The sequence below is a fragment of the Pseudarthrobacter sp. IC2-21 genome (assembly GCF_034048115.1).
GTDB lineage: Bacteria > Actinomycetota > Actinomycetes > Actinomycetales > Micrococcaceae > Arthrobacter > Arthrobacter naphthalenicus.
The window spans coordinates 4206455-4231236 of record NZ_CP139145.1 but is presented as its reverse complement, the minus strand read 5'-3'; the positions used below and the strand labels follow the sequence as shown (position 1 = coordinate 4231236).

Below are 24782 nucleotides of genomic sequence, written 5' to 3'. Positions count from 1 at the left end.
GATGGTCAACCCCATGACAAAACGGGGCATAATAACGCCGTGGGGAACTCAAAGAAACTTTCACTTGCCATAGCTGGTCTCATTCTCGGCGCCTCCCTGGTGTCCTGCGACGACGGCAGAGGGGGTGCCGTGGCCGCGGCCAAACAGTTCGCGGCCGCGGTGTCCGTGCTCGACGTCAGCCCCGTCGCCTTTGACGGCAAAGACTCCGGCGTGGCCAAGCAGCAGGTTCAGGACATCTTCAAATCTCTTGACCCGGACAGGCCCGCCGTGGAAACCGGGGAACTGTCACTCGAGGGCAACACCGCCACCGTTCCGCTCAACTACACCTGGAAGATCGGCTCAGGCGAGTGGAAGTACACCACCTACGCTGAGTTTAAGAAGTCCGGGGACAAGTGGCTCACCGCATGGAACCCGTCATCGCTGGTCCCGGAGCTCGCTGAGGGTGAGATCCTCACCAAGGGCACGCAGTCGCCTCCGCGGGCAGACATCCTCGGCGCCGGCGACGCGAAGCTGGTTACATACCGCCCGGTGGTCAAAGTCGGCATCGACAAACCACTGCTCGGCGCGGCAGATCCGGCCGCGTCCGCCACCAAGTTGGCGGAACTGGTGGGTGTGGATGCCGCAGCCTACACACAGCAGGTTTCGGCGGCCGGCGCCCAGGCCTTTGTCCCGGCCATCACCCTGCGTGAAGAAGGCCGCAACATAACCGACGAGCAGATCGCGGCGATCCCCGGTGGCCGGGCCATCAAGGAAAGCCAGCCGCTGGCTCCGAGCCGTAGCTTCGCACGGGCAGTCCTCGGTTCCGTGGGCGAGGCCAGTGCAGAACAGATTGAAGCCTCGGCCGGGGCGCTGAGCGCGGGCGACGTGACGGGCATCGGCGGGCTCCAGCAACAATACGACGCCCAGCTCCGCGGAACCGACGCCGTGGTGGTCCGTGCACACAGGGCAGACCTCACCCGCGAACAGATCAACGCCGCGGGCACTGATCCCCGCCGCGTGGTGTTCCAAACCGCACCCAAGCCGGGCACGCCGCTGAAGACCACCCTCGACCCCACCCTCCAGGCCCTGGCGGAGAGCACGTTGGCCGGCGTGGGGCCGGCCTCGGCCATCGTGGCACTCCGACCCTCCTCAGGCGCGGTCCTGGCGGCCGCTTCGGGGCCGGGAAGCAATGGGTATAACACCGCGATGCTGGGCCAGTACGCACCCGGCTCGATCTTCAAGATGGTCGATTCGCTGGCAATGTTCCGTAACGGACTGACACCCGATTCAAAGGTGGAGTGCACCCCCACCCTCGAGGTGGACGGCCGCACCTTCAAAAACTCGGAAGGCTACCCGGAAAGTTCGCTCGGATCGGTAACCCTCCGCGATGCCTTCGCCCACTCCTGCAACACGGCGTTCATCGCAGCGCGGGACAAAGTCACGCAAGCCCAGCTTGAGGCGGCCGCGGTGGCCATGGGTGTGGCCGTCGAAGCCCCGAAGTTGGGTGCCGCGGCGTTCCTGGGTTCCGTTCCCGGCGAGGCAGGCGGCACCGAACACGCGGCGTCCATGATCGGCCAGGGCAAGGTGCTGATGTCCCCGCTGGCTGCGGCCATGATGGCGGGTTCCGTAGCCAAGGGCTCCCCCGTTTCACCGCAGCTGGTCCTGAACCCGGACGCCGGCGCCGCGGGAGGCACCCCCGGTGAACCGACAGCGGAAGCAGCGTCGCCGTCGTCGAGCATCACGCCCGAGGCCCCGGCGCAGGCATCAGGCAAACCGATCACAGCCGAGGAAGCCGCGGCACTCTCCGACATGATGCGCGCAGTGGTGACCTCCGGCCACGCCGGTTTCCTGGCCAGCGTGCCCGGAGCCCCGGTGGGCGCCAAGACCGGCACCGCGGAGTACGGCAAGGAAACACCGCCCAAGACGCACGCCTGGATTGTGGCCGTCCACGGCGACCTCGCTGTGGCCGTGTTTGTCGAAGACGGCGGGTTGGGCGCGACCACGTCCGGGCCGCTGCTCAAACAGTTCCTGACCACAGCCGGCTGACCCAGTACCGGGCCGGCATGGGAAGATTGAGCACGTGGCTCATATTGACGTTTCCGGCATCGACTACTTCCTTTCCGACGGCACCCAACTCCTGAACGGCGTGACCTTCAAGGTCCCGGACGGCACCAAAACTGCGCTGATCGGGCCCAACGGCACCGGCAAGACCACGCTGTTCCGGATCATCTCAGGCGATCTTGTCCCGGACGAAGGGGTTATTGGACGCTCTGGAAACATGGGCATCATGCGCCAGTTCGTGGGCCAGGTCCGGGACGATTCCACCGTCCGGGACCTGCTGGTATCGGCTGCACCGCCCGCCCTGGCGGCCGCCGCCCGCGAGGTGGACGAGGCTGAGCTCGCCATGGTGGAGCTCGACGACGAGCCCTCCCAGATGCGGTACGCCCAGGCTGTTGTGGACTGGGGTGACGCTGGCGGCTACGACGTCGAAACCGTCTGGGACGAGGTGTGCATGGCCGCGCTGGGACTCCCCTTCGACCGCGCCCAGCACCGCCCGGCGTCGAGCCTTTCCGGCGGTGAGCAGAAGCGTCTGGTCCTCGAGGCACTGTTCGCCGGTCCTGACGACCTCCTGCTCCTGGACGAACCGGACAACTACCTCGACGTGCCCGGCAAGCGCTGGCTCGAGGACAAGCTGAACGAGTCCAAGAAGACGGTCTTCTTCATCAGCCACGACCGCGAACTGCTCAACAACGCCGCCGGCCGGATCGTGACCCTCGAACCGGGGATCAACGGTGCCGGCGCGTGGGTCCACGGCGGCGGCTTCGGCTCCTACGTGGACGCCCGCGCCGACCGGAACGCGCGCTTCGAAGAGCTGCGCAAACGCTGGGACGAGGAGCACGTCAAGCTCAAGGAACTCGTCAACATGTACAAAAACAAGGCTGCTTTCCGCTCCGACATGGCCAACCGGTACCACGCAGCGCAAACCCGACTGGCCAAATTCCTGGAAGTGGGGCCGCCCGAGGCGCTGCCTATCGAACAAAACGTGCAGATGCGGCTCAAGGGCGGCCGCACCGCCAAGCGCGCCATCGTGGCGGAGCAGCTTGAACTCACCGGGCTGATGAAACCGTTCTCCACGGAGGTCTGGTTCGGCGACCGCGTTGGCGTCCTCGGCTCCAACGGGTCAGGCAAGAGCCACTTCCTGCGGCTGCTCGCCACCGGCGGGACCGACCCGGAGCGTGAGCATCTGCCCGTTTCCGACGTCGACATCGCCGAAGTGCCCCACGAGGGCACCGTGAAACTCGGCGCCCGCATCCGGCCCGGTTTCTTCGCCCAGACCCACGTCCGGCCGGACCTGCTCGGCAAAACCCTGCTGGAAATCCTGCACCGCGGCGACGAACACCGCTCCGGGCTCGGCCGTGAGGCTGCTGCCGGTGCGCTGGACGGATACGGCCTGGCCGGGCAGTCGGAGCAGAAGTACGAGTCCCTCTCCGGTGGCCAGCAGGCGCGGTTCCAGATCCTGCTGCTGCAGCTCTCGGGAGCCACGTTGTTGCTGCTGGACGAACCCACGGACAACCTGGACCTGCACTCGGCCGAGGCGCTGGAGAAGGCCATTGACCACTTCGAGGGGACCGTCCTGGCCGTGACGCACGATCGCTGGTTCGCTCGCACTTTCGACCGCTTCCTGGTGTTTGGTTCCGACGGCAAGGTCTACGAATCCGCCGAGCCGGTCTGGGACGAAAAGCGGGTCGAGCGCGCCCGCTGACCCTCCGGCCCTCCGCCGTCGGCCCCACCCCAGGGACGCCCGCAACGCCCGCCCCGGCCCCGCCCCCCGGGACGCTCTCTCACTTAATGCGGTTTTCGGACCGACGCTCTCTCACTTTCCTGAAGAAAGTGAGAGAGCGTCGGTCAATTAAGCGCATTAAGTGAGAGAGCGTCGGGCTTGGGGTTTTGTGGCGGTTGCTAGCATTCGAGCATGAAGACCGACATCTCCAGTACCTCGGCCGGCCCCTCCCTCACAGCAGCTGCCGCGGCAACGTTTGTGGTCTTCGGAGTCAACGGCTTTGTGTTTGCCAGCTGGGCGGCCCGGATTCCTGCGGTCACCGAAACGCTCCACCTCACGTCCGGCCAGATGGGCAGCCTGCTGCTGTGCACGGCGGTCGGGTCGCTGCTGGCTCTTCCGACGGCGGGACTCGTGGTGGGTAGGATCGGCACGGCCAACGCCGTGCGCGCCGCCGGATTGCTGGCCGCGCTGGCCGGGGTAGGGATCGCTCTCTCCCTGTCGGCTGAGTCGGTCCTGGGTACGGCCATTTCGCTGTTCTTCTTCGGCATCGGCATCGGGCTGTGGGACGTCTCCCAGAACATCGAAGGTGCCGACGTGGAACACAAGCTGCGGCGGACCATCATGCCCCAGTTCCACGCCGCCTTCAGCGGCGGGGCGTTCGTGGGCGCCCTGATCGGTGCAGGGTTGTCCACCCTCGGCGTGGGCCTGCCCGAACACCTGCTGGTCATTGCCGCGGTGGTGGTTGTGGTGGCACTGGTGACTCCGCGCTATTTCCTTCCGCACGAACCCGAACCGGTCCGCCTCGAAGGCGAAGCCCAGGCCGTGAAGGGCCCTTCGCCGTGGCGCGACAGCCGAACCCTGCTGATAGGTGTGGTGGTCCTCGGGGCAACCCTCACCGAGGGCGCCGGGAATGACTGGATCGCCAAGGCCACAGTGGATGGCCTGGGCACCACAGAGTCCACCGGTGCGCTGATGTTCGCCCTGTTTGTCCTGGCCATGACAGGCATGCGGTTCTTCGGCGGCCGCGTGATTGACGCGTACGGCCGCGTCGCAGTGCTTCGTGCCAGCATGGCCGCGGCAGCTGCAGGACTCGGCCTGTTTGTGCTCGCCGGAAACGTGTGGCTGGCCGGGATCGGCGCCGCACTGTGGGGTGTCGGCGCCGCCCTGGCCTTCCCGATGGGAATGTCCGCCGCGGCCGATGATCCCAGGCATGCCGCCGCGAGGGTTTCCGTTGTCTCCACTTTGGGTTACGTTGCATTCCTCGCCGGGCCGCCCCTGCTGGGATATCTGGGCGATCTCACCGGCATCCACCTCGCCCTGCTGGCCATCCTCGCGCCCATTGTGGTGGCCCTGGTCCTCGCCGGGGCCGCAAAGCCGTTGATCCCTGAACTCAGTCCCGCCCGGGATTAGGGTAGGGGAATGCACACCAACAGGCGCCCAGGACCGGGGTTCATCAGCCGTCTTGACCGGCGTCTGGTCCGGAGGGTTTCCGCGCTTCCCGGGGGGACCCACGACACGTTCTTCCGCAGGCTCTCCGCCGCCGCGGATCAAGGCAAGCTCTGGATCGGTGCAGCCGCGATCATGGCACTGTTCCCCGGCCGGACCCGCCGCGCAGCCGTACACGGGCTGATCGCCCAGGCCGTGGCATCGGCGGTGACCAACGCCGGTTTCAAGACCCTGCTGCCCCGCACCCGGCCGTTGCCGGAGCACCTGCCGGTCTTCAGGTTTGTCCATCCGCAGCCCACCAGCTCGTCCATGCCGTCCGGTCACTCCGCCTCAGCCATCGCCTTCGCCGTGGGAACCGGCCTGGTCCGGCCGGTCCTCGGTGCGGCGCTGGCGCCGGCGGCTGTGGGTGTGGCATATTCCCGAGTTCACACCGGGGCCCACTGGCCCTCAGATGTGGTTTTTGGGTCCGCGATCGGTGCAGGTGCTGCCCTGCTCACCCGAAAGTGGTGGCCGGTGCGGCCGCCGTTTCCCCAGGTCACGCGGGCGGAAACGGACGCCCCCAGACTCCCGGGCGGTGAGGGCCTGAGCATTGTGGTGAACACGCTCGGCGGGTCCTACAAGGAGGAGACCGCTGCGGCCCTGCAGGAAGTATTCCCACAAGCGTATATAAAGACCGTGGATCCCGAGGAGAGCCTGGAGGACGCTATTCAGGCCACCGCAACGCACCCCGGCACCCTGGCACTCGGTGTGTGGGGCGGTGACGGGACCGTAGGCACTGCCGCAGCCGCCGCCGTCGAGCGTTCCCTTCCGCTGCTCGTGCTGCCCGGCGGCACCTTGAACCACTTTGCCCGGGACACCGGCACCGGGAGCCTCAAGGAGGCGGTTGCGGCCGCCACAAACGGTGAGGCTGCGGAGTCCGATGTGGGCAGGGTGACGGTGGAACGCGGGCTGGCAGGAAACCCGGAAACGGCCGAACTCATCATGGTGAACACCGCCAGTGTGGGCCTGTACCCGAATCTGGTGCGCCGCCGTGAACAGCTGCAGCCGGCCCTTGGCAAGCCGTTGGCGGGGGTGGTGGCTATGTTCCGGACCTTCGCGGTGGGAACACCCACCGTCCTGATGGTGGACGGGGTCCGGCACAAGGTCTGGATCGCGTACCTGGGACGTGGCCGCTACTATCCCCGTGACCATGCGCCCCTGTACCGGCCCGTTCTGGATGACGGCGTACTGGACGTCCGGATGATCACCGCTGATGAATCCTTCGCCCGGTTGCGGCTGCTGTGGTCCGTTCTCACGGGAACCGTGGCAACCTCCCGGATCACCCACCTGAGGGAGGCCACGGAGGTTCTGATTGAATCTGCGGGTTCGCCGATGGCACTGGCTGTGGACGGTGAAGCGCTGGCAGGCGTCCGCAGTGCCCGGTTCCGCGTTGAGCCGCGGGCCCTGACGTACTATTCGCCGCGGCCCTGACTCCCGCCCGTCCCGGTGAAACCGGCCCCGGATCATCCGTGGGGATTACCCTGATTCGACCCTGAATCATCCCTTAGAGAGGCGAAACGGAGCGTGGGCGTGGGTAGCGTGGGCAGTGCACACCAAACTTCCGCAGCCGAGAGGCTGCCGTTCTAAGGAACCCGTCCATGATTGAGGCACAAGGCCTGACAAAGGTTTACGGCGAAAAGACCGCCGTCGCCGGAGTCAACTTCACTGTCGAGGCTGGCCGGGTCACCGGGTTCCTCGGCCCCAACGGCGCCGGCAAATCCACCACCATGCGCATGATCATGAGCCTGGACCGGCCGACGTCGGGCAGCGTCACCGTCAACGGGGCACCCTTCGACCGGCACGCCGCCCCGCTGCGGGACGTCGGCGCGCTGCTTGATGCCAAGGCTGTTCACACCAGCCGCTCCGCCTACAACCACCTCCGGGCCATGGCCGCGACACACGGCATTCCGAAGAAGCGCGTTCATGAAGTCATTGAAATGACGGGCCTGGTGGAGGTGGCCAAGAAGAAGGTGGGCGGCTTCTCACTGGGCATGGGACAGCGTTTGGGTATTGCCGCTGCACTGCTCGGCAACCCGCAGACCATCATCCTTGATGAACCGGTCAACGGCCTGGACCCCGAGGGCGTTGTCTGGGTCCGCAACCTGGTCAAGTACCTGGCCTCAGAGGGGCGCACCGTGTTCCTCTCCAGCCACCTGATGAGTGAGATGGCAGTGACGGCGGATCACCTGATCGTGATTGGCCGCGGCAGGATCATCGCCGATGCCCCGATCAAGGACATCATCAACGGCAAGGGCAGCGCCCGCACCCGCGTCCGCACCGACCAGCCGGACCAGCTGATGCGCCTGTTGGCCGGCGACGGCGTCTCCGTGGAACTGCAGGACAACGAGCTGCTTGAGGTCAGCGGCCTCGACCCGCGCCAGATCGCCCGCGCCGCCCTCGACAGCCACACCATGATCTACGAACTCACGCCGCTGCAGGCAAGCCTCGAGGAGGCCTACATGGAGCTGACCAAGGATGAAGTCGAATACCACTCGCTGATTACCGCGGGCGCCGCCGAGGCTCCCGCCCAGTCCGGAGGCAACTAAGCCATGAGCTCCACCACCCTCGACCCCAACCCGTCCCGCCGTGGCGCACATGCTGCGCCCGCCGGGCCCCTCTCCGGCGACGCCACCAGCACGGGTCCCGGCCCCTCGTTTCCCCGTGTGCTCAACTCGGAGTTCATCAAGTTCCGGACACTCCTTTCCACCCTGATCCTGCTCGCCAGCACCGTGTTGGTGGTGGTGGGCTTCGGCGCGCTGTCCGCCTGGGGCACGGGCTCCTTCGCCGAGCAGGCCCTCAAGGACCCCGAGGCGGCGGCTTCCTTTGCCGCCCAGGGCGGCAACCTGGCCATCGGTGTGCCGACGTCCGGCATTGCCTTCGCACAACTCATCCTGGGCTCCCTCGGCGTCCTGCTGATGAGCTCGGAATTCACCACCGGGATGGCACGTTCAACATTCGCGGCCGTGCCCCGGCGGACTCCGGCCTTCGTGGCCAAGCTGCTGGTGGTGATGGTGACAGCGTTTGCGGTGACCGCCATCTCCGTGTTCATCGCGGGCCTTGTGGCCGTGCCGATCCTGGACAACTACAAGCTGGACCTGGACCTGGCCAGCTCGCAGTCGGTGAAGATGCTGCTGGTCAACAGCGTCTACGTGGCGGCCGTCGCCGCGATTGGCATGGCGCTGGGGTCCCTGCTGAGGAATTCTGCGGGCGGCATCATGAGCCTGGTGGGCCTGTTCTTCGTGGCCCCCATTGCCTTCCAGCTGATCCCGGGCGATTTCTTCGTGCAGGCCCGCAAATACCTTCCCGGTAACACCGTGGAGCCGATGACGGCCGTGAACCACCTGCCGGACACCCTTGAAGCCTGGCAGGCAGCACTGGTCCTCGGCGCCTGGGTGGTGATCCCGGTGGTGCTCGCCGCCGTCGTCCTCAAGAAACGCGACGTCTGACAGCCTGGGCTCCGAGCATGAATGAAGCCGCAGCGGTGAAGGACGCCTGGGCCGGACAGGCCCAGGCGTCCTTCGCCGAAATCACGGCCAGGCGGCGCGGCCGGATCCGGCGGTACCTGTACCTCCATCCTCGCGTTATGGACGCGGTGGTGGTGGCCACGTACACGGTGCTGGTTGCCCCCACCGTGGTGGATGCCATCCTGAAGGGTTCGTGGCTCGCCGCGGTGCTCCTCGCTGCCGTGGCGTGCGCGCTCTTCCTGCGACGCTCCTACCCGGTTGCCCTGGCAGCGTTCGTTGCGGTGACGGAAGTGGCGGTGACCCTGCTGCACCCGTGGGGCTCGAACGTCTCCGCCGGGCTGTGGTTCTCCCTCTACGCCGTTGCGGTGGTGCACACCCGCCGGTTCGCCCTGGTGGCCATGACCGCGGCCACGGCCCCGCTTGCCCTCCTGTATCTTTTGGCCGCCGTGGGCCCCATGGAGAATTCCTTCGTTCATACCGCCGGCAATCCGGGGGATTTCCACCTCCTGACCAGCATTGCCACCGGAGCCACCATTGCCCTGTCCAACGTCATTGCCACCGGGATTGGCATCTCGGTGCGGCAACGCCGCGAACATGAGCTGGAGGTCGCTGCGTGGGCATCGCGTACGGCCAGCCTGGCCTCAGTCAATGAGCGCAACCGCATCGCCCGGGAAATGCACGACGTCGTGGCCCACTCCCTGACCGTGATGATCAGTCTGTCCGACGGCGCGGCAGTGGTGGCCCGGAAGAGCCCGGAACGTGCCTCCGAGGTGCTGGGCGAGGTGTCGCGTACCGGCCGGACAGCGTTGGCGGACATGCGCCGCGTCCTGGGTGTGCTGAGGGATCACAACGGAGCCCTCGCACCGCGGGCGCCCCTTGACTCCGGTGAAGGACTCGCCAAATTGTTGGAAGGGTTCCGCACTGCCGGACTGCCGTTGCACTATTCGCATAGCGGACCGTCCCTCCCCCGGGATCCGTCCTTCCAGTTGACTGTCTACCGGATCGTGCAGGAATCCCTCACCAACGTCCTGCGTTACAGCCGCGGCCACAGCCGGGTGGACGTGAGCATTCTCCGCGCCGGCTCGTTGGTCACCATTGAAGTGCTCGACGACGGCAAGGAACTTCCCGGCCCGGCCGCGGCCGAGCCCGGCGCACCAGGACCCGCCCAGGCGCTGGGTTCGGGGCAGGGCCTGCTGGGGATGGCCGAACGGGCCCGGATCTACGGCGGCACCGTGGAGGCCGGCCCCACCGCCCGGGGCTGGCGGGTCCGGGCTGTGCTCAGCTCGCCCGACGAGGACCTTCCCGATCGGGACCCTGTCCCCCAACTGCAAGGCAGAGCATGACTCCGACACCACCGATCACCGTCCTGCTGGTGGATGACCAGCCGCTGTTGAGGATGGGCTTCCGCCTGATCCTGGAGGGCGAGGAAGACCTCAGGATTGTGGGCGAAGCGTCCGACGGAGCAGAGGCGGTGCGGCAGGTGCGGGAACTGAAGCCCGACGTGGTGCTGATGGACGTGCGGATGCCGGTGCTGGACGGCATCGAAGCAACCCGCGCCATCACGGCAGCCGGCGCCGCGGCGCGGGTCATCATCCTCACCACTTTTGACGTGGACGAATACGCGTTCGCCGGCCTCCAGGCGGGGGCCTCCGCGTTCCTGCTCAAGGACGTGGCGCCGTCGGAACTCATCCAGGCCGTCCGGGTGGTGGCCAGCGGGGACGCCGTGGTGGCGCCCCGGGTCACGCAGCGGCTCCTTGAAACGTATGTCCGCGGCGCTGGGCGGCCGGCCGCCTCGACCCAGCGCGATCCGCTACTGGAAGACCTGACTCCCCGCGAAACCGAGATGCTCGAAGCCATGGCGGAAGGCCTCTCCAATGCCGAGATCGCGCACCGGTATTTCCTGTCCGAAGCCACTGTGAAAACCCATGTGCGCCGGATCCTCACCAAACTCCACCTGCGCGACCGGGTCCAGGCCGTGGTCTACGCGTATGAAACCGGCCTCGTGGTCCCGTCCAACCCGGACTACTGACGCACAGCTCCGGCACAGCCACACCCTATGCAGCCGACAGGCGCGCCGGGTTGGATTGAGGCATGAGCAATCACGTTCCCCATCCCAACCACGATCGCGGCCTCGAGTTCGATCTCTCCACCCTCATGAGCCGCCGTTCCCTGGGCATGTTGTTTGGCGCGGGCGGCGCGGCAGCGGCACTGGCAGCATGCACTCCGGGCGGATCGGGCAGCAGCGGATCGGGCAGTGCGGCGGGCACCCCGACGTCGGCCGCCACAGGAGGTGCCGCGTCCTCCGCTGCAGCCGGCACGACGGCGTCGCCCTCCGCTTCTCCGACGCTCACCCGGGCGATCGCCGAGTGCGGCGTGGAGATTCCGGCGGAGACCGCGGGTCCGTTCCCGGGTGACGGCTCGAACGGGCCCAACGTCCTGGCTGCGTCGGGGGTGGTGCGGCAGGACATCACCTCGAGTTTCGGGACCGGCAGCGCGAAGGCAGAGGGTGTGCCGCTGACCTTCACGCTGACCCTGCTGGACAACGCCAACGGCTGCGTACCGTTTGCCGGGGCCGCCGTCTACGCCTGGCACTGCGACCGGGAAGGACGGTACTCGCTCTACGATTCGGGCCTGTCCAACGAAAACTACCTCCGCGGCGTCCAGGAGGCGGACGCGAACGGCCAGGTCACGTTCAACTCCATCTTCCCCGGCGCCTATTCGGGACGCTGGCCGCACATCCACTTTGAAGTTTTCGAGTCCATGAGCAATGCGACGGCGGCCGGGCAGGTGCTGGCGGTCTCCCAGATCGCCCTGACCAAGGCCGCCTGCGACGACGTCTACGCCACGCCGGGCTACGAGTCCAGCGTGGCGAACATAAAACGGACCACCCTGCAGAATGACAGCGTCTTCCGGGACGACGGCGCCATCTACCAGCTGGCAACGATGACCGGCTCAGCGGCCACGGGCTACACGGCCGGCCTGAACGTCACGTTGTAGGTGTGCGGGGCGCGGGGACCGCCCGTGGGTGCGGCGTTAGACTCGAAACCATGCCTTCACCTTCCGCCGCCGCAGACCACATCCAGGACCTCGCCGCGTACGTCAGCGCGTCGCCGTCGAGCTTCCACGCCGTCCACGAGGCCGCGCGCCGGCTGGACGAGGCAGGGTTCACCGGACTGGACGAGCGGGAGCCGTGGGGCGGCGGCGCGGGGGCCTTCTACCTGGTCCGCGACGGTGCCCTGATTGCGTGGGTGGTGCCCGAGAGCGCGGGGCCCACCACCGGCTTCAACATCCTGGGCGCGCATACGGATTCGCCGTCGTTCAAGCTGAAGCCCAAGCCCACCACGGGTTCGTTCGGCTGGCTGCAGGCCGGTGTGGAAGTGTACGGCGGCCCGCTCCTGAACTCGTGGCTGGACCGTGAGCTGCAGCTGGCGGGGCGGCTGGTCATGCTCGATGGCACCCAGCACCTCACGGCCACCGGCCCGCTGCTCCGGTTCCCGCAGCTGGCCATCCACCTGGACCGCGCGGTGAACGACGGCCTGACGCTGGACAAGCAGCGGCACATGAACCCCGTCTGGGGGCTGGGAAGTCCTGCCGATTTTGACCTGCTGGGTGTTCTGGCGTCCCATGTGGCGGGGGCTTCGGTGAACGCGGCGGAGATCGGCGGGTACGACGTCGTCATCGCGGACACACAGGCGGCGGCGGTTTTCGGGGCCAACAGTGAGTTCTTCGCGTCCGGGCGGCTGGACAACCTTTCCGCCACGCATGCGGGGCTGGCGGCGCTGATCGCGCGCGCTGCTTCTCCTTCTGCCGGTGGGCCCGTCGCCGTCCTGGCGGCGTTCGACCACGAGGAAATCGGCTCCAATTCACGCTCCGGGGCCTGCGGTCCCATCCTCGAGGACGTGCTCGTACGCGTCTCCGACAGCCTCGGCGCCACGGTGAGCCAGCGGCGGCAGGCGTTGTCGGCGTCGTTCTGTGTTTCCGCGGACGCCGGCCACGCCGTTCACCCCAACTATCCCGAACGGCACGATCCGGCCAACCACCCCGTCCTGAACGGCGGCCCGCTGCTGAAGATCAACGCCAACCAGCGCTACGCCACCGATGCGCCGGGCGCGGCCTTGTGGGCTCGGCTCTGTGGTGAGGCGAACGTGCCGTACCAGGAATTTGTCTCCAACAACGTGATGCCGTGCGGCTCCACCATCGGGCCGCTGACCGCAACGCGCCTGGGGATCCGGACGGTCGACGTCGGCGTGCCCCTGCTTTCGATGCACTCCGCCCGCGAGCTCTGCGGCGTGGAAGACCCCCACCGGCTGGCTGTTGTCACGGAGCTTTTCTTCCGGACTGCGGCTTAGCTTTTCGGCCGGGCACCACAAAGCTGGTGCGGATACCCACATAGTCCTGCCGTCCCGGTAGTGGATGCGCAGCGTCATGCCTACGGTTGACCCAACGGATGCCCCGTGGGCATGCGGTCCGTGGTTCCGGTCCGCATGAGGAAAGACCCGACAGTCTCGCCACCCGCAGGACACCGGTAACACCTAACTGAACGCGACAGTCAGGTGCCGGGAAACCGGTGCCGCTGGCAGGGCAGGGGAGTGCAGACCCCGGATCTTGCCGCTGCGTGGTTGTGCCGCGACTGATGGAGCCGAAATGAAGTCTGCACGTAATTTGTTCCATACCTGGCCTTTGCCCGCCGCATCTCTTCTGAATTCCACGGCGTCATGACGTCCACCGGCACCCTCCGCGGCCTTTCTCATGCTCCTGGCTTCGCTCGGCCCGATACTCGGACCCGATTCAAGAGACCCGCCTCCGCAGCCCGGCCAGAGCCGACATCCGAGTGGGTCACTTTGGGTGGTGCGCACGTCTGCCTCATGGATAGCAAGCAAGCCTTGGACACAATCATGGACCGCGCCAGGACCACAGCTAGCCGACCGTTGGCGGTTGCGTCAGCGAATCTCGACCACATCCGGCATTTCGGCCGAGGAAGCCGCTGGCAGGGGGCCCTTGAAGAGGATCAATCACCTTTGGAGTGGTTGACCCTTCTCGACGGGGCGCCTCTTGTCACACGCGCCGAGCAATTGACCGGCCGGCAGTGGCCGCGGCTCGCTGGAAGTGACCTGATTGAGCCCATCCTGAACGAGGTGGAACAGCGCGGCCTACGCCTCGGCATCCTTGGCGGCAGAGGGGAAACCCACAAACTCATTCGGGCAAGATTTGCCAAAGACCGGCCGGCCCTCCTGGTTTCCGGCTGGTGGGCCCCGGACCGCACTGCCCTGAATGATGGGACACAATCGCGGGCTATTGCTGCTGAGATCGCCGCGGCCGGAGTCGATGTTCTTCTTGTCTGCCTGGGAAAACCCACGCAGGAGCTGTGGATTAGGAAGCATGGGATTGCCACCGGTGCCAACGTCCTGCTGGCATTCGGTGCCGTGGTCGATTTCTTGGCGGGCAGCCGTGCACGCGCACCAAAGGTTGTGACCGAACTTGGCGCGGAATGGGTATGGCGGCTGGCCCTCGAACCCCGTCGGCTCGCCGGGAGATACCTGGTTGAGGGTGCTCCGGCCTACATGACACTGCGTAGATACAGTGATCAGGACCCGCCAACAACCACGGGGCAAAAGAATCTGCCGGCAAAAAGATCGTTGCCCGGAGCCAGCCTCGACTTTGTTTCGGGAAGGAATGGCCGCTTCTGCAACCCCATCGAGCACACCGACGTGGCGGTCATTGTGGTTACCTACAACAGTTGGGAGGATCTGCCGGGTCTTATTGCGGACCTACGGCTTCAAACCGCTGATCAGTCCATCAAGGTTGTGGTCGCTGACAACTCGCCCACGTCGGAGACCTTGGATTGTCTGTTGTCTGAAGCGGACGTTCTCGGCTTCTCTACGGGCGGAAACCTGGGCTACGCGGGGGGAATCAATCAGGCCGTCAAACGAGCCGGAACAGCTGATTCCTACCTCATCCTAAACCCGGACCTGCGTACTGAGCCTGGCTCCATCAGGGCACTGCGGGAGCGAATGGCTGTTTCGTCCGCCGGAGTGGTAGTGCCGTTGTTGTCTGGTCCCAACGGAGCCACTTATCCTTCGCTCCGCCGGGAGCCTACGGTCCTTCGGGCCGTGGGGGATGCGGCCATGGGCGGTCGTCTGACGGGCCGGCCGGAGTGGCTCGCGGAAACCGACTACGATCCCGACAGCTACCGCCACGCGCACAGGGTCGGCTGGGCCACAGGAGCGGCGTTGTTAATCCGGCGCGACGTCCTTGAATCTCTGGGGGACTGGGATGAGCAGTACTTCCTTTACTCAGAGGAAACCGACTACTTCCGCAGGGTACGGCAGGGCGGCTGGGATGTGTGGTTCGAGCCATCGTCGCGGATGCACCATCGGGGTGGAGGCTCGGGCTCCTCTGCCGCCCTCAACGCGTTGATGACCATCAACCGGATCCGCTACATCCAAAAGTTCCATTCACTCGGTTACGCCCGTGCCTTCAGGCTGGCAGTAATTCTCGGGGCGTTTCTTCGGTGGTCGAAGGAACGAGAGTCGCTGAAGGCAGCTTGCTGGAAAGCCGGGTGGGTCAAGCTGCCGCGTGCATCCAGAAGTGTTGTCACGGCGACGGAACTGGCCAGTTCACCTTTTCCACTAGGTTCAGTCATTATTCCGGCGCATAACTAGGCCGCCGTTATCGGACGGACGTTGAGTTCCCTGGCGGAAGCGCTGTCGAGCGGACGAGTAGAAGTCATAGTTGTCTGTAATTGCTGCACGGATGATACAGCCGCCATTGCGGCGACTTTTCCGGGAGTCCAGGTCCTAAGTTTGCCGGTTGCATCCAAGGTGGCCGCCCTTAATGCTGGAGATGATATTGCATCGAAATGGCCTCGGGTCTACCTCGACGCCGATGTGGACTTGCCCTCCGTATCGCTCCGTCAGACTCTTGAACGGTTATCCGAGCCCTATGGGCCATTGTGTGCGCGTCCCACATTTACATACGACACAGCCGGCGCAACGAAGTCAGTTGAGGCCTATTATCGGGCACGGGACAAGATGCTGGGAACACGGTCTGCAATGTGGGGCGCAGGCATTTATGCGGTGAACCAAAGAGGCCATGAAAGGTTAGGCAGTTTTCCGGAAATTATTAATGATGACTTGTTGATTGACCGTCTGTTCATCGGCCATGAAAAACAGATTGTGGACGGCCACCCCGTCAGAGTGAGAACACCTCGAAATTCGAGGGCTTTGTTAGCAACCTTGGGGAGGACTTATCGCGGTAATGCGGAACAGTCCGGAGGTGCAACATCGACAACCGTTAAACAGCTGGTGATGACCATTCGGGGCCTAGGATCTGCCCGGGATGCGGCAATATATGCGGCATTCGCTCTTGTCGGCCGCGGAATATCATTCGTCTCCTCCGGGTGGGGCACGGATTTTACGAGCCGCCAACCAGCTTCCTCGGGACTCCGATCGCAGCCTGGTGTCTTTGGGAGACGATGACAATGGTAACCACCGCGAATGACACTCGTATGTCAAAGCTGCCAACCAATTCCTCGAAATTGGACAAGTGGCAACTCGTCATTGTGCTCACACTTTCCCTGGGCGCAGCGTTAATCTGCGTAGGGACGCCTGGCATCGGCTTTGACGAAGCAGCAACCTGGTGGGCTGCAAGGCTCGAATGGCCGGACTTAGTGCGGCTTTTGGGGAATCAAGACAGGAATTTTGGCCCCTACTACGCTGTGATGCATATCTGGATGGAGGTTTCTGACTCATTATGGTGGTTGAGGCTTCCTTCGGCCGTCGGCGGTGCTTTGGCAGTAACCGCCACGGCCGGTCTAGCCAGGCAAATGTTCGGTGCCCGGACGGCGTGGATCGCCGCCCTGCTTCTGGTCAGCGCCTATTCGTGGGTGAGGTTTTCCCAAGAAGTCCGGCCATATTCCTGGTCGTTGGCAATAGCCACATTTGCAACTTGGGCTTTTATCACCCTCGCAGAACGCCGTTCCCGGAGACTTATAGCCATATACCTCATATTGATGGTGTTGCTGCCCATCACCCATTTATTTGCTGCTATGGCCGCCGGGGTGCAGTTAGTGTATGCCCTCGTGACCAGAAAAAGGGAGTTGGCGCTCCTGGCCGTTGGTGGCGCGTTACCAAGCCTCGTTGCCGCCGTCCTGGTTATAGGACAGATCAAGCAGGTTTCATGGCTTAGCGTGGTCACACCACTCGAAGCATTGCGCGAGCTTGTAGGTCAGAGCAAGGCAATTTGGTACGTACCAATCGCTTTAGCCGCATGCGTTGGACTTGCGGCATACAGGTGGCTCCAGAGGGGTCGGAGCACGGGCCCCGCGGAGGTTGCGCTGTTTATCTCGTGGTGGGCGGGTCCGCCATTTTTGTTGTGGATCGCATCTGTCACCGTCACACCCGTTTATTCAGCCAGGTACGTGTTCTGGACGCTTCCAGCGATGATTTTACCGGCGGCCCTCTTGATCAGCAGGATGCTTGATCTTCCGAAACTAAGGATCCCCGTGCTCCTGACCGTAGCTTGTCTTATGGTCCTTGCCTTGCCTGGCCAGGTCAGTGCACGCGCCCCAAACGGACACGTGTGGGCACCGCAAGTGTTGACTTCGGTCATTATTGACCAGAGCCGGCCTGGCGACGCCTTGGTAGATCCAGGATTTTTGGCGCTAACAGTCAAGTATCACTTGAACGACCACCATCTGCCAGAACCGCTGGTCGAACGGACAGCCCAACTCGAGGGCAAATTCGTCGACCAACAGGTGCCCCTGGAACAGCAGGCGGAGCGACTCAAGAACTATGAGCGACTATGGGTGTTGGACGAGATCATTAGCGAGCGGCCGTTGCCCGTCGGGTTTTGCCGAAGGGACTCTTGGGAATCAGACTTTGCCATTGCACGGCTAACGCTGGCAGGCAGATGCGATTGACCAGTGTACCCACTGACGTTCGCGGAGTCGGAGGATTCTTATGAGGACTAGGTTCTGGCATACGGCCTGGCACGTGCTGATGGCACGGATATTCCTGCTCGCCCAGCGGAACTCCGACCACTTGCCTAGTTGGGTGAAACGGCGGGTGCGCGAGGTCATGGGTGGATCAATCACCATCGACCTTGATTCCATAGAGGACTGGTCCCGGCCACTTTTACAGGGGCCGAACATAGATCCGCTTAGTTGGCCTAAACCACAGTACGACGAGGCCGGCCCCATCGCCATCGGGCCGCATCGGCTTGATGATAAAGCCACTGACATTCGTTGCCTGCTCGCAACCGAATCTCTTGATGCTGGCGGGATGGACGAGGTCGTAGGATTTTTGGCCCGCGGCTTACCTAAGTTTGGATTTCGCGTCGCTGTCCTGCACACGCCAACTGATAGATTAAGCCCGCCGGGACGGCTCGGGCGACTTCTTCGAGACGAGGGAGTCGAAGTCGTCGATCTCGAGAAGGAAAACTGCGAAACCTGGATCCGCAACTGGGCCCCCGACGTACTGAGCGTTCACGGCGCACCCGAGTGGGTTCTTGAGGCGGCGGTGGCATGTTCAGTTCCGACCATCGAAACGCTCCATGGAATGCACAACCAATTCAACGTTGCCGCCTCTGAGGTTGCCGGACGGCGGGAGAAGCTGACTGGTCTAGTCAGCGTGAGCGAGATGGTCCGCCAGCAGTACCTGTCAATCGACGATAAATGCGACCCAGAGACCATCGTTACCATTCCAAATGGCATCATCGCTCAACACCAGCAAAGGATACCCAGGCAGGATGCGCGTAGGCTGCTGGGACTGGGCGACGAGTATCTTTTCGTCTCGCTATCAAGGCATTGCGTGCAAAAGAATACCTATGGTCTGGCAAGCGCGTTCTCCGAGGTTGCCGAGGCGGTACCGGGGGCGCACCTCCTCATTTCCGGACGACCGGACGACATCGCCTATGCCGGTCAGGTGGCGAGACTCAAGGGCAAAATGCGGCATGGCGCCAGACTGCATCTGCGCGATCACACCCCACATCCTGGCGTTCTGCTCTCGGCAGCCGACGGATTTGTCCTGGATTCCTTTTTCGAAGGGTGGGCGCTCTCCTCGATGGAGTCGCTAACAGCTGGCGTCCCGGTGATTATGAGCGACGTGGGGGGCGCCCGCGAACAGTTAGCCGGACGCCCCGATTGGGGTCTGCTCGTCTCGAACCCGCTGGGCAATCCATTGCGAGTGGATTGGGAGAGCATGACGGCGGCCAGGTTCCGCCGTCAGAGCAATCAGGAGGAACTTGCGGCGGCGATGATCTCCTTTACCCGGGACAACACCTGGGATTTGTCCGGACGAAGCATAAAGTCGCGGGCTGCTGAGAGGTTCGACGGTGATCTGTGCCTTCGGCGGCACGCTTTTGTGCTGAAGACGGCCGCAGCGGGTCAATTAATCGATCTAGGGGACTTGTGAGCGCGGGTGCGAGGTAAAAGCTTGCGCCTCGCCAGGTTCGGCAGCACCGCCGCAGGATTCGAAGTAGGCGTTGGCGTGTTCCCAGAAACCGGCGGCGGTTTCCTTCTTCTTATCGGAGAGGATTTCGGTGTAGGCGAGGCGGGACTGGTCATCGACTGCCTTGTGCAGGAAGGCGTAGCCCGGTCTCCGGTTAGCTTCCGTGGCGGTCGTGTTTTGGTTCCGGCGGCCCTGCCGATGCTCCGATGTCCGTCGCCGTCGGGGATCCGCCCGAGTTTCTTGATGTCCACATGGACCGGGTCGTGGGGGTTTCGGTGTTCGTAGCAGCGGATTACCCTGCGTGGCACGGTCGAGCCACGTGAGCCGGGCCAGTCCGGACCGATTCTGGACAGGACCCGGTGCACCGTGGAGGGCTGGATACCTAGGAGGTAACCGATTCTGGCGGGTCCCCACTGGCGATCCGGATCGCGATGATCCGTCGTTCCCGCCGCCGGGAGGCCCGTTGCGGGGGACTAAGTGGGCGCCTGGAACGGTCCTGCATCCCGTCTTCACCAGGGGCCCGATAACGGGCGGCCCAGCGTGAGGCGGTCGCGACCGACACCTGGAATCGTTCAACCGCGCGGCGAAGCCGCCACCCGTCATCGACCACGCGCTGGGCCAGCCGGAGCCTGCCCTTGGGCGTGAGGAGCGCGTTCATGGGACATTGAAGACCTCCTTGTGGATCGGACTCTAGACAAGCCCCACTCCACTCGGAGGTCTTCTTTGTCACCTATTCACGCCGAGCGTTCCTAACGTCCGTGGACAATACAACTAGCTAGCCGGCACCTACATGGCCACCTTGTAAGTGTGATGAGAGAACTCACTGGAGAAGGTGTCGGTAAAGGCGCCGTTAACAACAGGAAGGGTCCGGGCTTCACCAACTACTTCCACATTTGCACCGGTGATCCCCACCGGAAGCTTGAAGGACTTGACGCCGGGGACCTGCCCTAAACCGATGCCAGCGAAGATGTACGCTGAGCCCTCATAAGTCTTGAGCATGGTATCCGTGGTGGTGTTAAAGCTGTGCCGAAAAGACTGGGTGTTAATGACTGGCGCGAGATCCGTGATGCTTTTGTTGATGGCCCGAATCTTGCTGAGCCGTTCGGCGTCGCATTCCACCAGGGAGTAGAAACCGCAGGACGTGCCGTTGTTGTGCTGGAAGTAAGCCAAGCCCCTCGCCTCGTGAATGATGGCAGACCAAGCGGCCCCCTCCAACTGTTCCACGGAGATAGTCAATGAGCCTTCATCCAGCAGGAGCGGCATCGCCGACTCGACGAAAACCCAATTCGGATGGTTTCCAGCGGGAGCCTGGTAGGCCCGCATGCGTTCCACTAACCATCCGTACGCTGCGGAGGTTGCGGGCTTTGCACCCTGCGGCCAATGCGACGAATGAACTATCTGGTCGTCCACAAACGGGCTGGTGTACGCGTATTTGTCGACGCTGGCAACGTCGACTGCTTCAATCAGCCCTGCCATGGACCCCTGCGCCCAATAGGTGTCCAAGACACCGTTGGAGTAGTTGGCCATGGTGAAACGCCCGTCATTAAGGGCCCGGATTTTGGCCACCTTTGCCTTCTGGTCGGCCAGGTTGGCGGCGGCGTCTGAACCAGAGCAGCCGAGACCGATGTCGCATTCGTCGGAGACGAACCACCCCACTGCGCGGCCGTCATCTCCAACCTCAGCTGGGGACCATTCGCTTTGGGCGAGGACGAAAATTCCGTTTCGGGTGATTGTCGACAGTGCCGAGCCGTCATGTTCAGCGCCCATGTAGGTGTTAATGCCCATCGCCTTCAACTGCGGAGCATGCTCGGGTTTGCCCATAAAGACGGCGATCGGAAAAAACGAAGGGTTGTTCCAGCCGGTCGCAGCCGCTTTGGGAAACCGGTTGAAGTAGGCCGGTCCCCCTTCCCAAGGAATCCTTGGTAGCGCGGCTACGGAATTGTTGGAGCCGTCCACGGAACCCACATCGAGGGCATGGCAGGCGCTAAGCGTCGTCGACAGCACCAGGGCGAAGATGGCCGACTTTACTATGTTCCCGGATGGCTGCCGTTTGGTGGCGGTCATTCGCGGGGCGTGTGCGTGCATATTGTCTCCCTGCTGATATTTCGGACTCGACAAGTCTTCGTATTTGTAAAACAGGATCGAAACGCGAGGGATGGCCCGCCTGGACCCAGTCGGCGGACTCTTATGCGCTGGAAGTCAATTCTGAGCGGACCAACTGCGCCAGCACCTCTGCGCTCCGGTGGTGCCCGAAAGTCGTGCGTGCCCGCTCACGCCCGGCGACACCGAGGGCCGAGCACTTATCAGGGTCCAAGGCCAGCTTTAGGAGAGCACTTGCGAGTGCCGTCGGATCGCCGGGGCGAACAAGCACCCCCGTACCGTCAGGTACAAGCTCCGGAACGCCGCCGGCAGCAGTTGCCACTACTGGAACTGCCATGCTCATCGCCTCCATGATGGCAACTCCGAGCGGCTCGGAATGGCTCGCGAGGGCGAAGGCATGGCAACGCTCTAGTTCTTGCCGTATTCGTCCGGACGGCACGGCGCCGAGGAGGCGCACATGGTGTTCGAGCCCGTTGTCGTCAATCAGTCGCTGAAGTTTGCGATGGTATCCACCCCCGCCGAGCTCATCCTCCCCGGCGATTGTAAGTTCGATGTCGATCCCACCTTGGAGCATCGTAGCGATCGCTGTGAGAAGTACGTCATGTCCCTTGCTGGGATTGAGACGCCCGCACGAGAAGACACGAAAGGCTCCCACACCTGTCCATGCTCTATAGGTGGTTGTCCTGCAGAATTGGCTGGCGTCAACTCCCATTGGGGCAACTGCAACGCGCACAGGGATATCCGGTCCGAAGAACCGCTTAACCTCGCGGTTCAACTCGTCGGTGATAACTATCGAGAAAGCGGCGTTGGCCCATTTGGTTGACTGGTTAGGGCCGTAATCACTAAGGGGTCCATGCAGCGTCAGGCTATAGGGGAGTCCGGACAAAAGATGCGCGTACAAAGCAATGCTTGCGGCGTTGCCGCAGGAATGGACGTGGACATGATGCCAACCGCGCTCCCGCGCAACACCCGAAAGCCGGGCGCCGAGGGCCAGCCACGCCATCTGTCGGGCCATATTGCGGATGAACCGGGGGTGCAGAACCTGGCCGGGATTCTTCCCTGACATCTCTAAAGCAGCCCGGATGATTTCTGCCATGCGGAGGCTGCCTGGCGACCGCAGCTCCCGCGCCATGGCTACAAAATCCGGCAGTGACGAAGGCACGAGGTAGGTGGTTAACGGTTCGGCCTCCCCGCCCCATTCCTGGTTTATGGCATCCTGACGAGGGCGCCGGGTCGACACGACGTCCGGCTGGATGCGCAGTTGATTGAGGACAGCAACTTCACGCCAAAAAAACCCGTGCGTCTGCCCTGGGAATTCAGGGACGACATACCCAATACGGAGAGGATCCCTTGCTTTCTCTGTCATAGTTCAACCTTGGCCATGCGGTGGTTTTGAGGTACCTCTAGGTCTTTAGATTCGTCCGATATGGGTTCTCGATCCAAGTTCAGCGCCGGCAACGTGAGGTCCGGCGATCGTGCCCCGTCTTCCCTGTACGTGGCCACCTTTTGTCCCCGCCGTCGTTTGCTGGGTCGATCTGGTTCATCCGTCAAGAGCTTCCGTCGGTCCTTGTTTACGGCCATTGAACGGGCAATTGATACGGCACCGAACATCATGACGACACCTGCCAGGAAGACTACGATCAGTGCCCGGAGCCGGCTCGAAAACTGCTCCGTGGCCTTAACCGGAGTTGCCACAACGAGGGACGAGAAGAGATAAGCATCATCGGCGCCATTGACCTTTTGAGCGTCGTAAAGGTAGTCCTGCAAGATCTGCCCCAGCGCCTGAGTTGTGGCGATGGATTTAGCGGGTGTTTCGCCCTCCCCAGTGATGTCCACCAGGAAGCCATTGATACCGCCGACGCCCCGGCTGACCGTGTATTCGTCGCTCAAGCCTTGGGAGGTCAATAAGCCGGCAGTCGAGCTGTCATTCAACTTTGTCAGGAGCACCTGAACGATTAGGGAGGGATCTGATGAACGGAGATAAGGGTTCTTGGGATTGAGGTTCCCCAGTTGGGGGTTCTTAAGAACATCATGCTCGGATGGTATGTCCGGATTGATCATGGCGTACGTCGACGAAGACTCGTAGGAACGGGGCGCAAACTGATAGACGTAGACGGCTGCCAGGACTGTCAGCACGATGATCGGGAGCGCAACAATCCTGTGCAGCCATACGGTCCGGAGAACTGCTATCGGGTCCACGGGCCTCCTCCTTCGGGTGGTCGGCCAGCTCCTAGGCGCGGACCGGGTTTGGAAAGAAACTTTGCGTGCTTTTGGGATGCATCCATCCCATTCCTGATCATCAGCCATACAGCACCTCCGAGTCCCACGAAGACGGGGTAAGTGAGGGCGAAGACAGGGAACGACATTGAATCGAAGGTCAGTGAACAGACACCCGCCACCATGGCTCCGGCCCCTATGGCCCCGGCAAGCGACCTAAGCTGTGGATCACGGGTTGCGTGTGCAGCAGTTAAGGTGCTCACGCCAGGCAGGATGAGGTAGACCATTATGGCTGCCAAGCCCACTAATCCCTGGGTCACGGCTGCATTGAGGTATTGGTTGTCGAGGATATGGATTGCTGAATCAGCGATGTAATTTCCGGGTCCAAGCCCCAGCCAAGGACGGTCTGAAACCATCGCTTCCACCCGTGGGAAGTTGTTGGTCCTTGTGGTGATGGACGGGTCGGAATCCGACGACGCCACTGTGCCCGTTAGCGTGCTTACCAAGCCTGGCACGCCGAGAAAGAGAGCTGCCAGTGCAAGAGGAGCTGCCATCAGCGCCCACAGCCGGGGCGTCCGGGGAAGTAGGGGGATGAAGATGACTAGACCGGTCAAGAGCCCGAGTATCCCTGAACGGGAAACCGTCGACGCTATCGCGAAGACCAAGAGGGACGGGCTGAGTAGCCGGAGAAGGATGCTCCCGCGTCGATCGTAGATAACCCGCCAGATTGACAGAGGCAGAAGCATCGCTGAAACGACGGCGAGTTCGATGGAGTGGAACGTGCTCCCCGCAACTCGCAACAGAGCGCCACGGGATTGAAATGGTGTGTCACCTCCGTTGTAATCAAATCCGGGCATGGCGACTTGGAACCACTCCATGGGATTAATCCTGAAGAAGAACTGAACCACCGCAACCAGGCAGCAGAAACTAGCCCCCGCCAACAATGCCCGGACAAGGACCATTGCATCATCCAGAGTGCGAACAACCTCACCGAGCGCAATGATGATGCCTGAGCTTGCCAGAAGCAAAATCATCCAACGGTCCCCGGAAGCGCGGGCGATTTCCGTGCTCCCACCCGTGATGCCGGCGTAGAGGGCAACGTAGGAAGCGCTCGTGGCCAGGAAGAGAATGCCCACTGCCAGTCGGCCCGGGTGCCTCGCTTCAAGGGGATTATGCAGACCAAAAATGCCGCTGCACACCCATAGTCCGCAGACAATGACGGCCAGGATCATCGGAACAGTTCCGGCCGCACCAATGGGTTTGAACACCATCGAGGATGGAAAGACGAAGATGCAAACAGCCATGGCC

General features: G+C 63.4%; 18 protein-coding genes and 1 pseudogene. 14 read left to right on the top strand and 5 right to left on the bottom strand.

The annotated features are described in order from the left end of the window. The first annotated feature begins 39 nt into the window (after positions 1-39). The 14 genes from SBP01_RS19590 to SBP01_RS19530 all read left to right on the top strand — a co-directional run bounded on the left by SBP01_RS19590 (position 40) and on the right by SBP01_RS19530 (position 19121). Positions 40-2025 (top strand): penicillin-binding transpeptidase domain-containing protein, encoded by a 1986-nt coding sequence (locus tag SBP01_RS19590; protein ID WP_320537008.1) that lies wholly within the window; start codon positions 40-42, stop codon positions 2023-2025. A 34-nt stretch (positions 2026-2059) separates the two neighbouring features. Continuing rightward, complete coding sequence (locus SBP01_RS19585; RefSeq protein WP_320537007.1) at positions 2060-3742, top strand: ATP-binding cassette domain-containing protein; 1683 nt, start codon at positions 2060-2062, stop codon at positions 3740-3742. A gap of 210 nt (positions 3743-3952) precedes the next feature. After that, a complete protein-coding gene (locus SBP01_RS19580; protein WP_320537006.1) occupies positions 3953-5170 on the top strand; it encodes an MFS transporter in 1218 nt (405 codons plus the stop codon). Between the two features lie 9 nt (positions 5171-5179). Further along, positions 5180-6676 carry a bifunctional phosphatase PAP2/diacylglycerol kinase family protein gene (locus SBP01_RS19575; RefSeq protein WP_320537005.1) on the top strand — a complete coding sequence of 499 codons (1497 nt, stop codon included), beginning with the start codon at positions 5180-5182 and terminating at the stop codon, positions 6674-6676. Positions 6677-6843: 167 nt separating this feature from the next. Beyond that, the gene (locus tag SBP01_RS19570; protein ID WP_320537004.1) at positions 6844-7791 is read left to right on the top strand and encodes an ABC transporter ATP-binding protein; all 948 of its coding nucleotides are present in this window, start codon (positions 6844-6846) and stop codon (positions 7789-7791) included. Positions 7792-7794: 3 nt separating this feature from the next. After that, positions 7795-8691 (top strand): ABC transporter permease subunit, encoded by an 897-nt coding sequence (locus tag SBP01_RS19565; RefSeq protein WP_320537003.1) that lies wholly within the window; start codon positions 7795-7797, stop codon positions 8689-8691. Positions 8692-8708: 17 nt separating this feature from the next. Further along, positions 8709-10052: a sensor histidine kinase gene (locus tag SBP01_RS19560; protein WP_320537002.1), complete on the top strand. Its 1344-nt coding sequence runs from the start codon at positions 8709-8711 to the stop codon at positions 10050-10052. Beyond that, a complete protein-coding gene (locus tag SBP01_RS19555) occupies positions 10049-10738 on the top strand; it encodes a response regulator transcription factor (protein ID WP_320537001.1) in 690 nt (229 codons plus the stop codon). Before SBP01_RS19560 ends, SBP01_RS19555 begins: the two co-directional genes overlap by 4 nt. Before the next feature lie 62 nt (positions 10739-10800). Then, complete coding sequence (locus SBP01_RS19550; protein WP_320537000.1) at positions 10801-11706, top strand: intradiol ring-cleavage dioxygenase; 906 nt, start codon at positions 10801-10803, stop codon at positions 11704-11706. Between the two features lie 50 nt (positions 11707-11756). Beyond that, positions 11757-13058, top strand: a complete 1302-nt coding sequence (locus SBP01_RS19545) for a M18 family aminopeptidase (protein ID WP_320536999.1) — start codon at positions 11757-11759, stop codon at positions 13056-13058. A gap of 678 nt (positions 13059-13736) precedes the next feature. Further along, a complete protein-coding gene (locus SBP01_RS19540; RefSeq protein WP_320536998.1) occupies positions 13737-15371 on the top strand; it encodes a WecB/TagA/CpsF family glycosyltransferase in 1635 nt (544 codons plus the stop codon). Positions 15372-15392: 21 nt separating this feature from the next. Next, entirely contained in the window at positions 15393-16187 is a 795-nt protein-coding gene (locus SBP01_RS19835; protein ID WP_414004248.1) for a glycosyltransferase, read from the top strand. Between the two features lie 29 nt (positions 16188-16216). After that, positions 16217-17629: a glycosyltransferase family 39 protein gene (locus SBP01_RS19535; RefSeq protein WP_320536997.1), complete on the top strand. Its 1413-nt coding sequence runs from the start codon at positions 16217-16219 to the stop codon at positions 17627-17629. A gap of 79 nt (positions 17630-17708) precedes the next feature. Beyond that, on the top strand, positions 17709-19121 hold the full coding sequence (locus SBP01_RS19530; RefSeq protein ID WP_320536996.1) for a glycosyltransferase family 4 protein: 1413 nt from the start codon (positions 17709-17711) through the stop codon (positions 19119-19121). Between the two features lie 48 nt (positions 19122-19169). Here SBP01_RS19530 and SBP01_RS19525 read toward each other — a convergent pair. The 5 genes and pseudogenes from SBP01_RS19525 to SBP01_RS19505 form a co-directional block, all read right to left on the bottom strand. Further along, positions 19170-19815 (bottom strand): annotated as a pseudogene (locus tag SBP01_RS19525) (helix-turn-helix domain-containing protein); the annotation flags it as partial. A 128-nt stretch (positions 19816-19943) separates the two neighbouring features. Beyond that, positions 19944-21221, bottom strand: a complete 1278-nt coding sequence (locus tag SBP01_RS19520; protein WP_320536995.1) for a hypothetical protein — start codon at positions 21219-21221, stop codon at positions 19944-19946. A 121-nt stretch (positions 21222-21342) separates the two neighbouring features. Continuing rightward, on the bottom strand, positions 21343-22623 hold the full coding sequence (gene epsE, locus SBP01_RS19515) for an exopolysaccharide biosynthesis GT4 family glycosyltransferase EpsE (RefSeq protein WP_320536994.1): 1281 nt from the start codon (positions 22621-22623) through the stop codon (positions 21343-21345). Further along, complete coding sequence (locus SBP01_RS19510) at positions 22620-23456, bottom strand: chain-length determining protein (RefSeq protein WP_320536993.1); 837 nt, start codon at positions 23454-23456, stop codon at positions 22620-22622. Before SBP01_RS19510 ends, epsE begins: the two co-directional genes overlap by 4 nt. Beyond that, complete coding sequence (locus tag SBP01_RS19505) at positions 23444-24778, bottom strand: O-antigen ligase family protein (protein WP_320536992.1); 1335 nt, start codon at positions 24776-24778, stop codon at positions 23444-23446. The genes SBP01_RS19510 and SBP01_RS19505 overlap by 13 nt, the downstream gene beginning before the upstream one ends. Positions 24779-24782: the final 4 nt, after the last annotated feature.

Excerpts from the sequence above, each read along its gene's own strand:
- SBP01_RS19565 (WP_320537003.1), top strand. The coding sequence starts at position 7,795 with ATGAGCTCCACCACCCTCGACCCCAACCCGTCCCGCCGTGGCGCACAT.
- SBP01_RS19535 (WP_320536997.1), top strand. The coding sequence starts at position 16,217 with ATGTCAAAGCTGCCAACCAATTCCTCGAAATTGGACAAGTGGCAACTC.
- epsE (WP_320536994.1), bottom strand. The coding sequence starts at position 22,623 with ATGACAGAGAAAGCAAGGGATCCTCTCCGTATTGGGTATGTCGTCCCT.
- SBP01_RS19575 (WP_320537005.1), top strand. The coding sequence starts at position 5,180 with ATGCACACCAACAGGCGCCCAGGACCGGGGTTCATCAGCCGTCTTGAC.
- SBP01_RS19555 (WP_320537001.1), top strand. The coding sequence starts at position 10,049 with ATGACTCCGACACCACCGATCACCGTCCTGCTGGTGGATGACCAGCCG.
- SBP01_RS19560 (WP_320537002.1), top strand. The coding sequence starts at position 8,709 with ATGAATGAAGCCGCAGCGGTGAAGGACGCCTGGGCCGGACAGGCCCAG.
- SBP01_RS19520 (WP_320536995.1), bottom strand. The coding sequence starts at position 21,221 with ATGACCGCCACCAAACGGCAGCCATCCGGGAACATAGTAAAGTCGGCC.
- SBP01_RS19580 (WP_320537006.1), top strand. The coding sequence starts at position 3,953 with ATGAAGACCGACATCTCCAGTACCTCGGCCGGCCCCTCCCTCACAGCA.
- SBP01_RS19550 (WP_320537000.1), top strand. The coding sequence starts at position 10,801 with ATGAGCAATCACGTTCCCCATCCCAACCACGATCGCGGCCTCGAGTTC.
- SBP01_RS19545 (WP_320536999.1), top strand. The coding sequence starts at position 11,757 with ATGCCTTCACCTTCCGCCGCCGCAGACCACATCCAGGACCTCGCCGCG.
- SBP01_RS19505 (WP_320536992.1), bottom strand. The coding sequence starts at position 24,778 with ATGGCTGTTTGCATCTTCGTCTTTCCATCCTCGATGGTGTTCAAACCC.
- SBP01_RS19530 (WP_320536996.1), top strand. The coding sequence starts at position 17,709 with ATGGCACGGATATTCCTGCTCGCCCAGCGGAACTCCGACCACTTGCCT.
- SBP01_RS19570 (WP_320537004.1), top strand. The coding sequence starts at position 6,844 with ATGATTGAGGCACAAGGCCTGACAAAGGTTTACGGCGAAAAGACCGCC.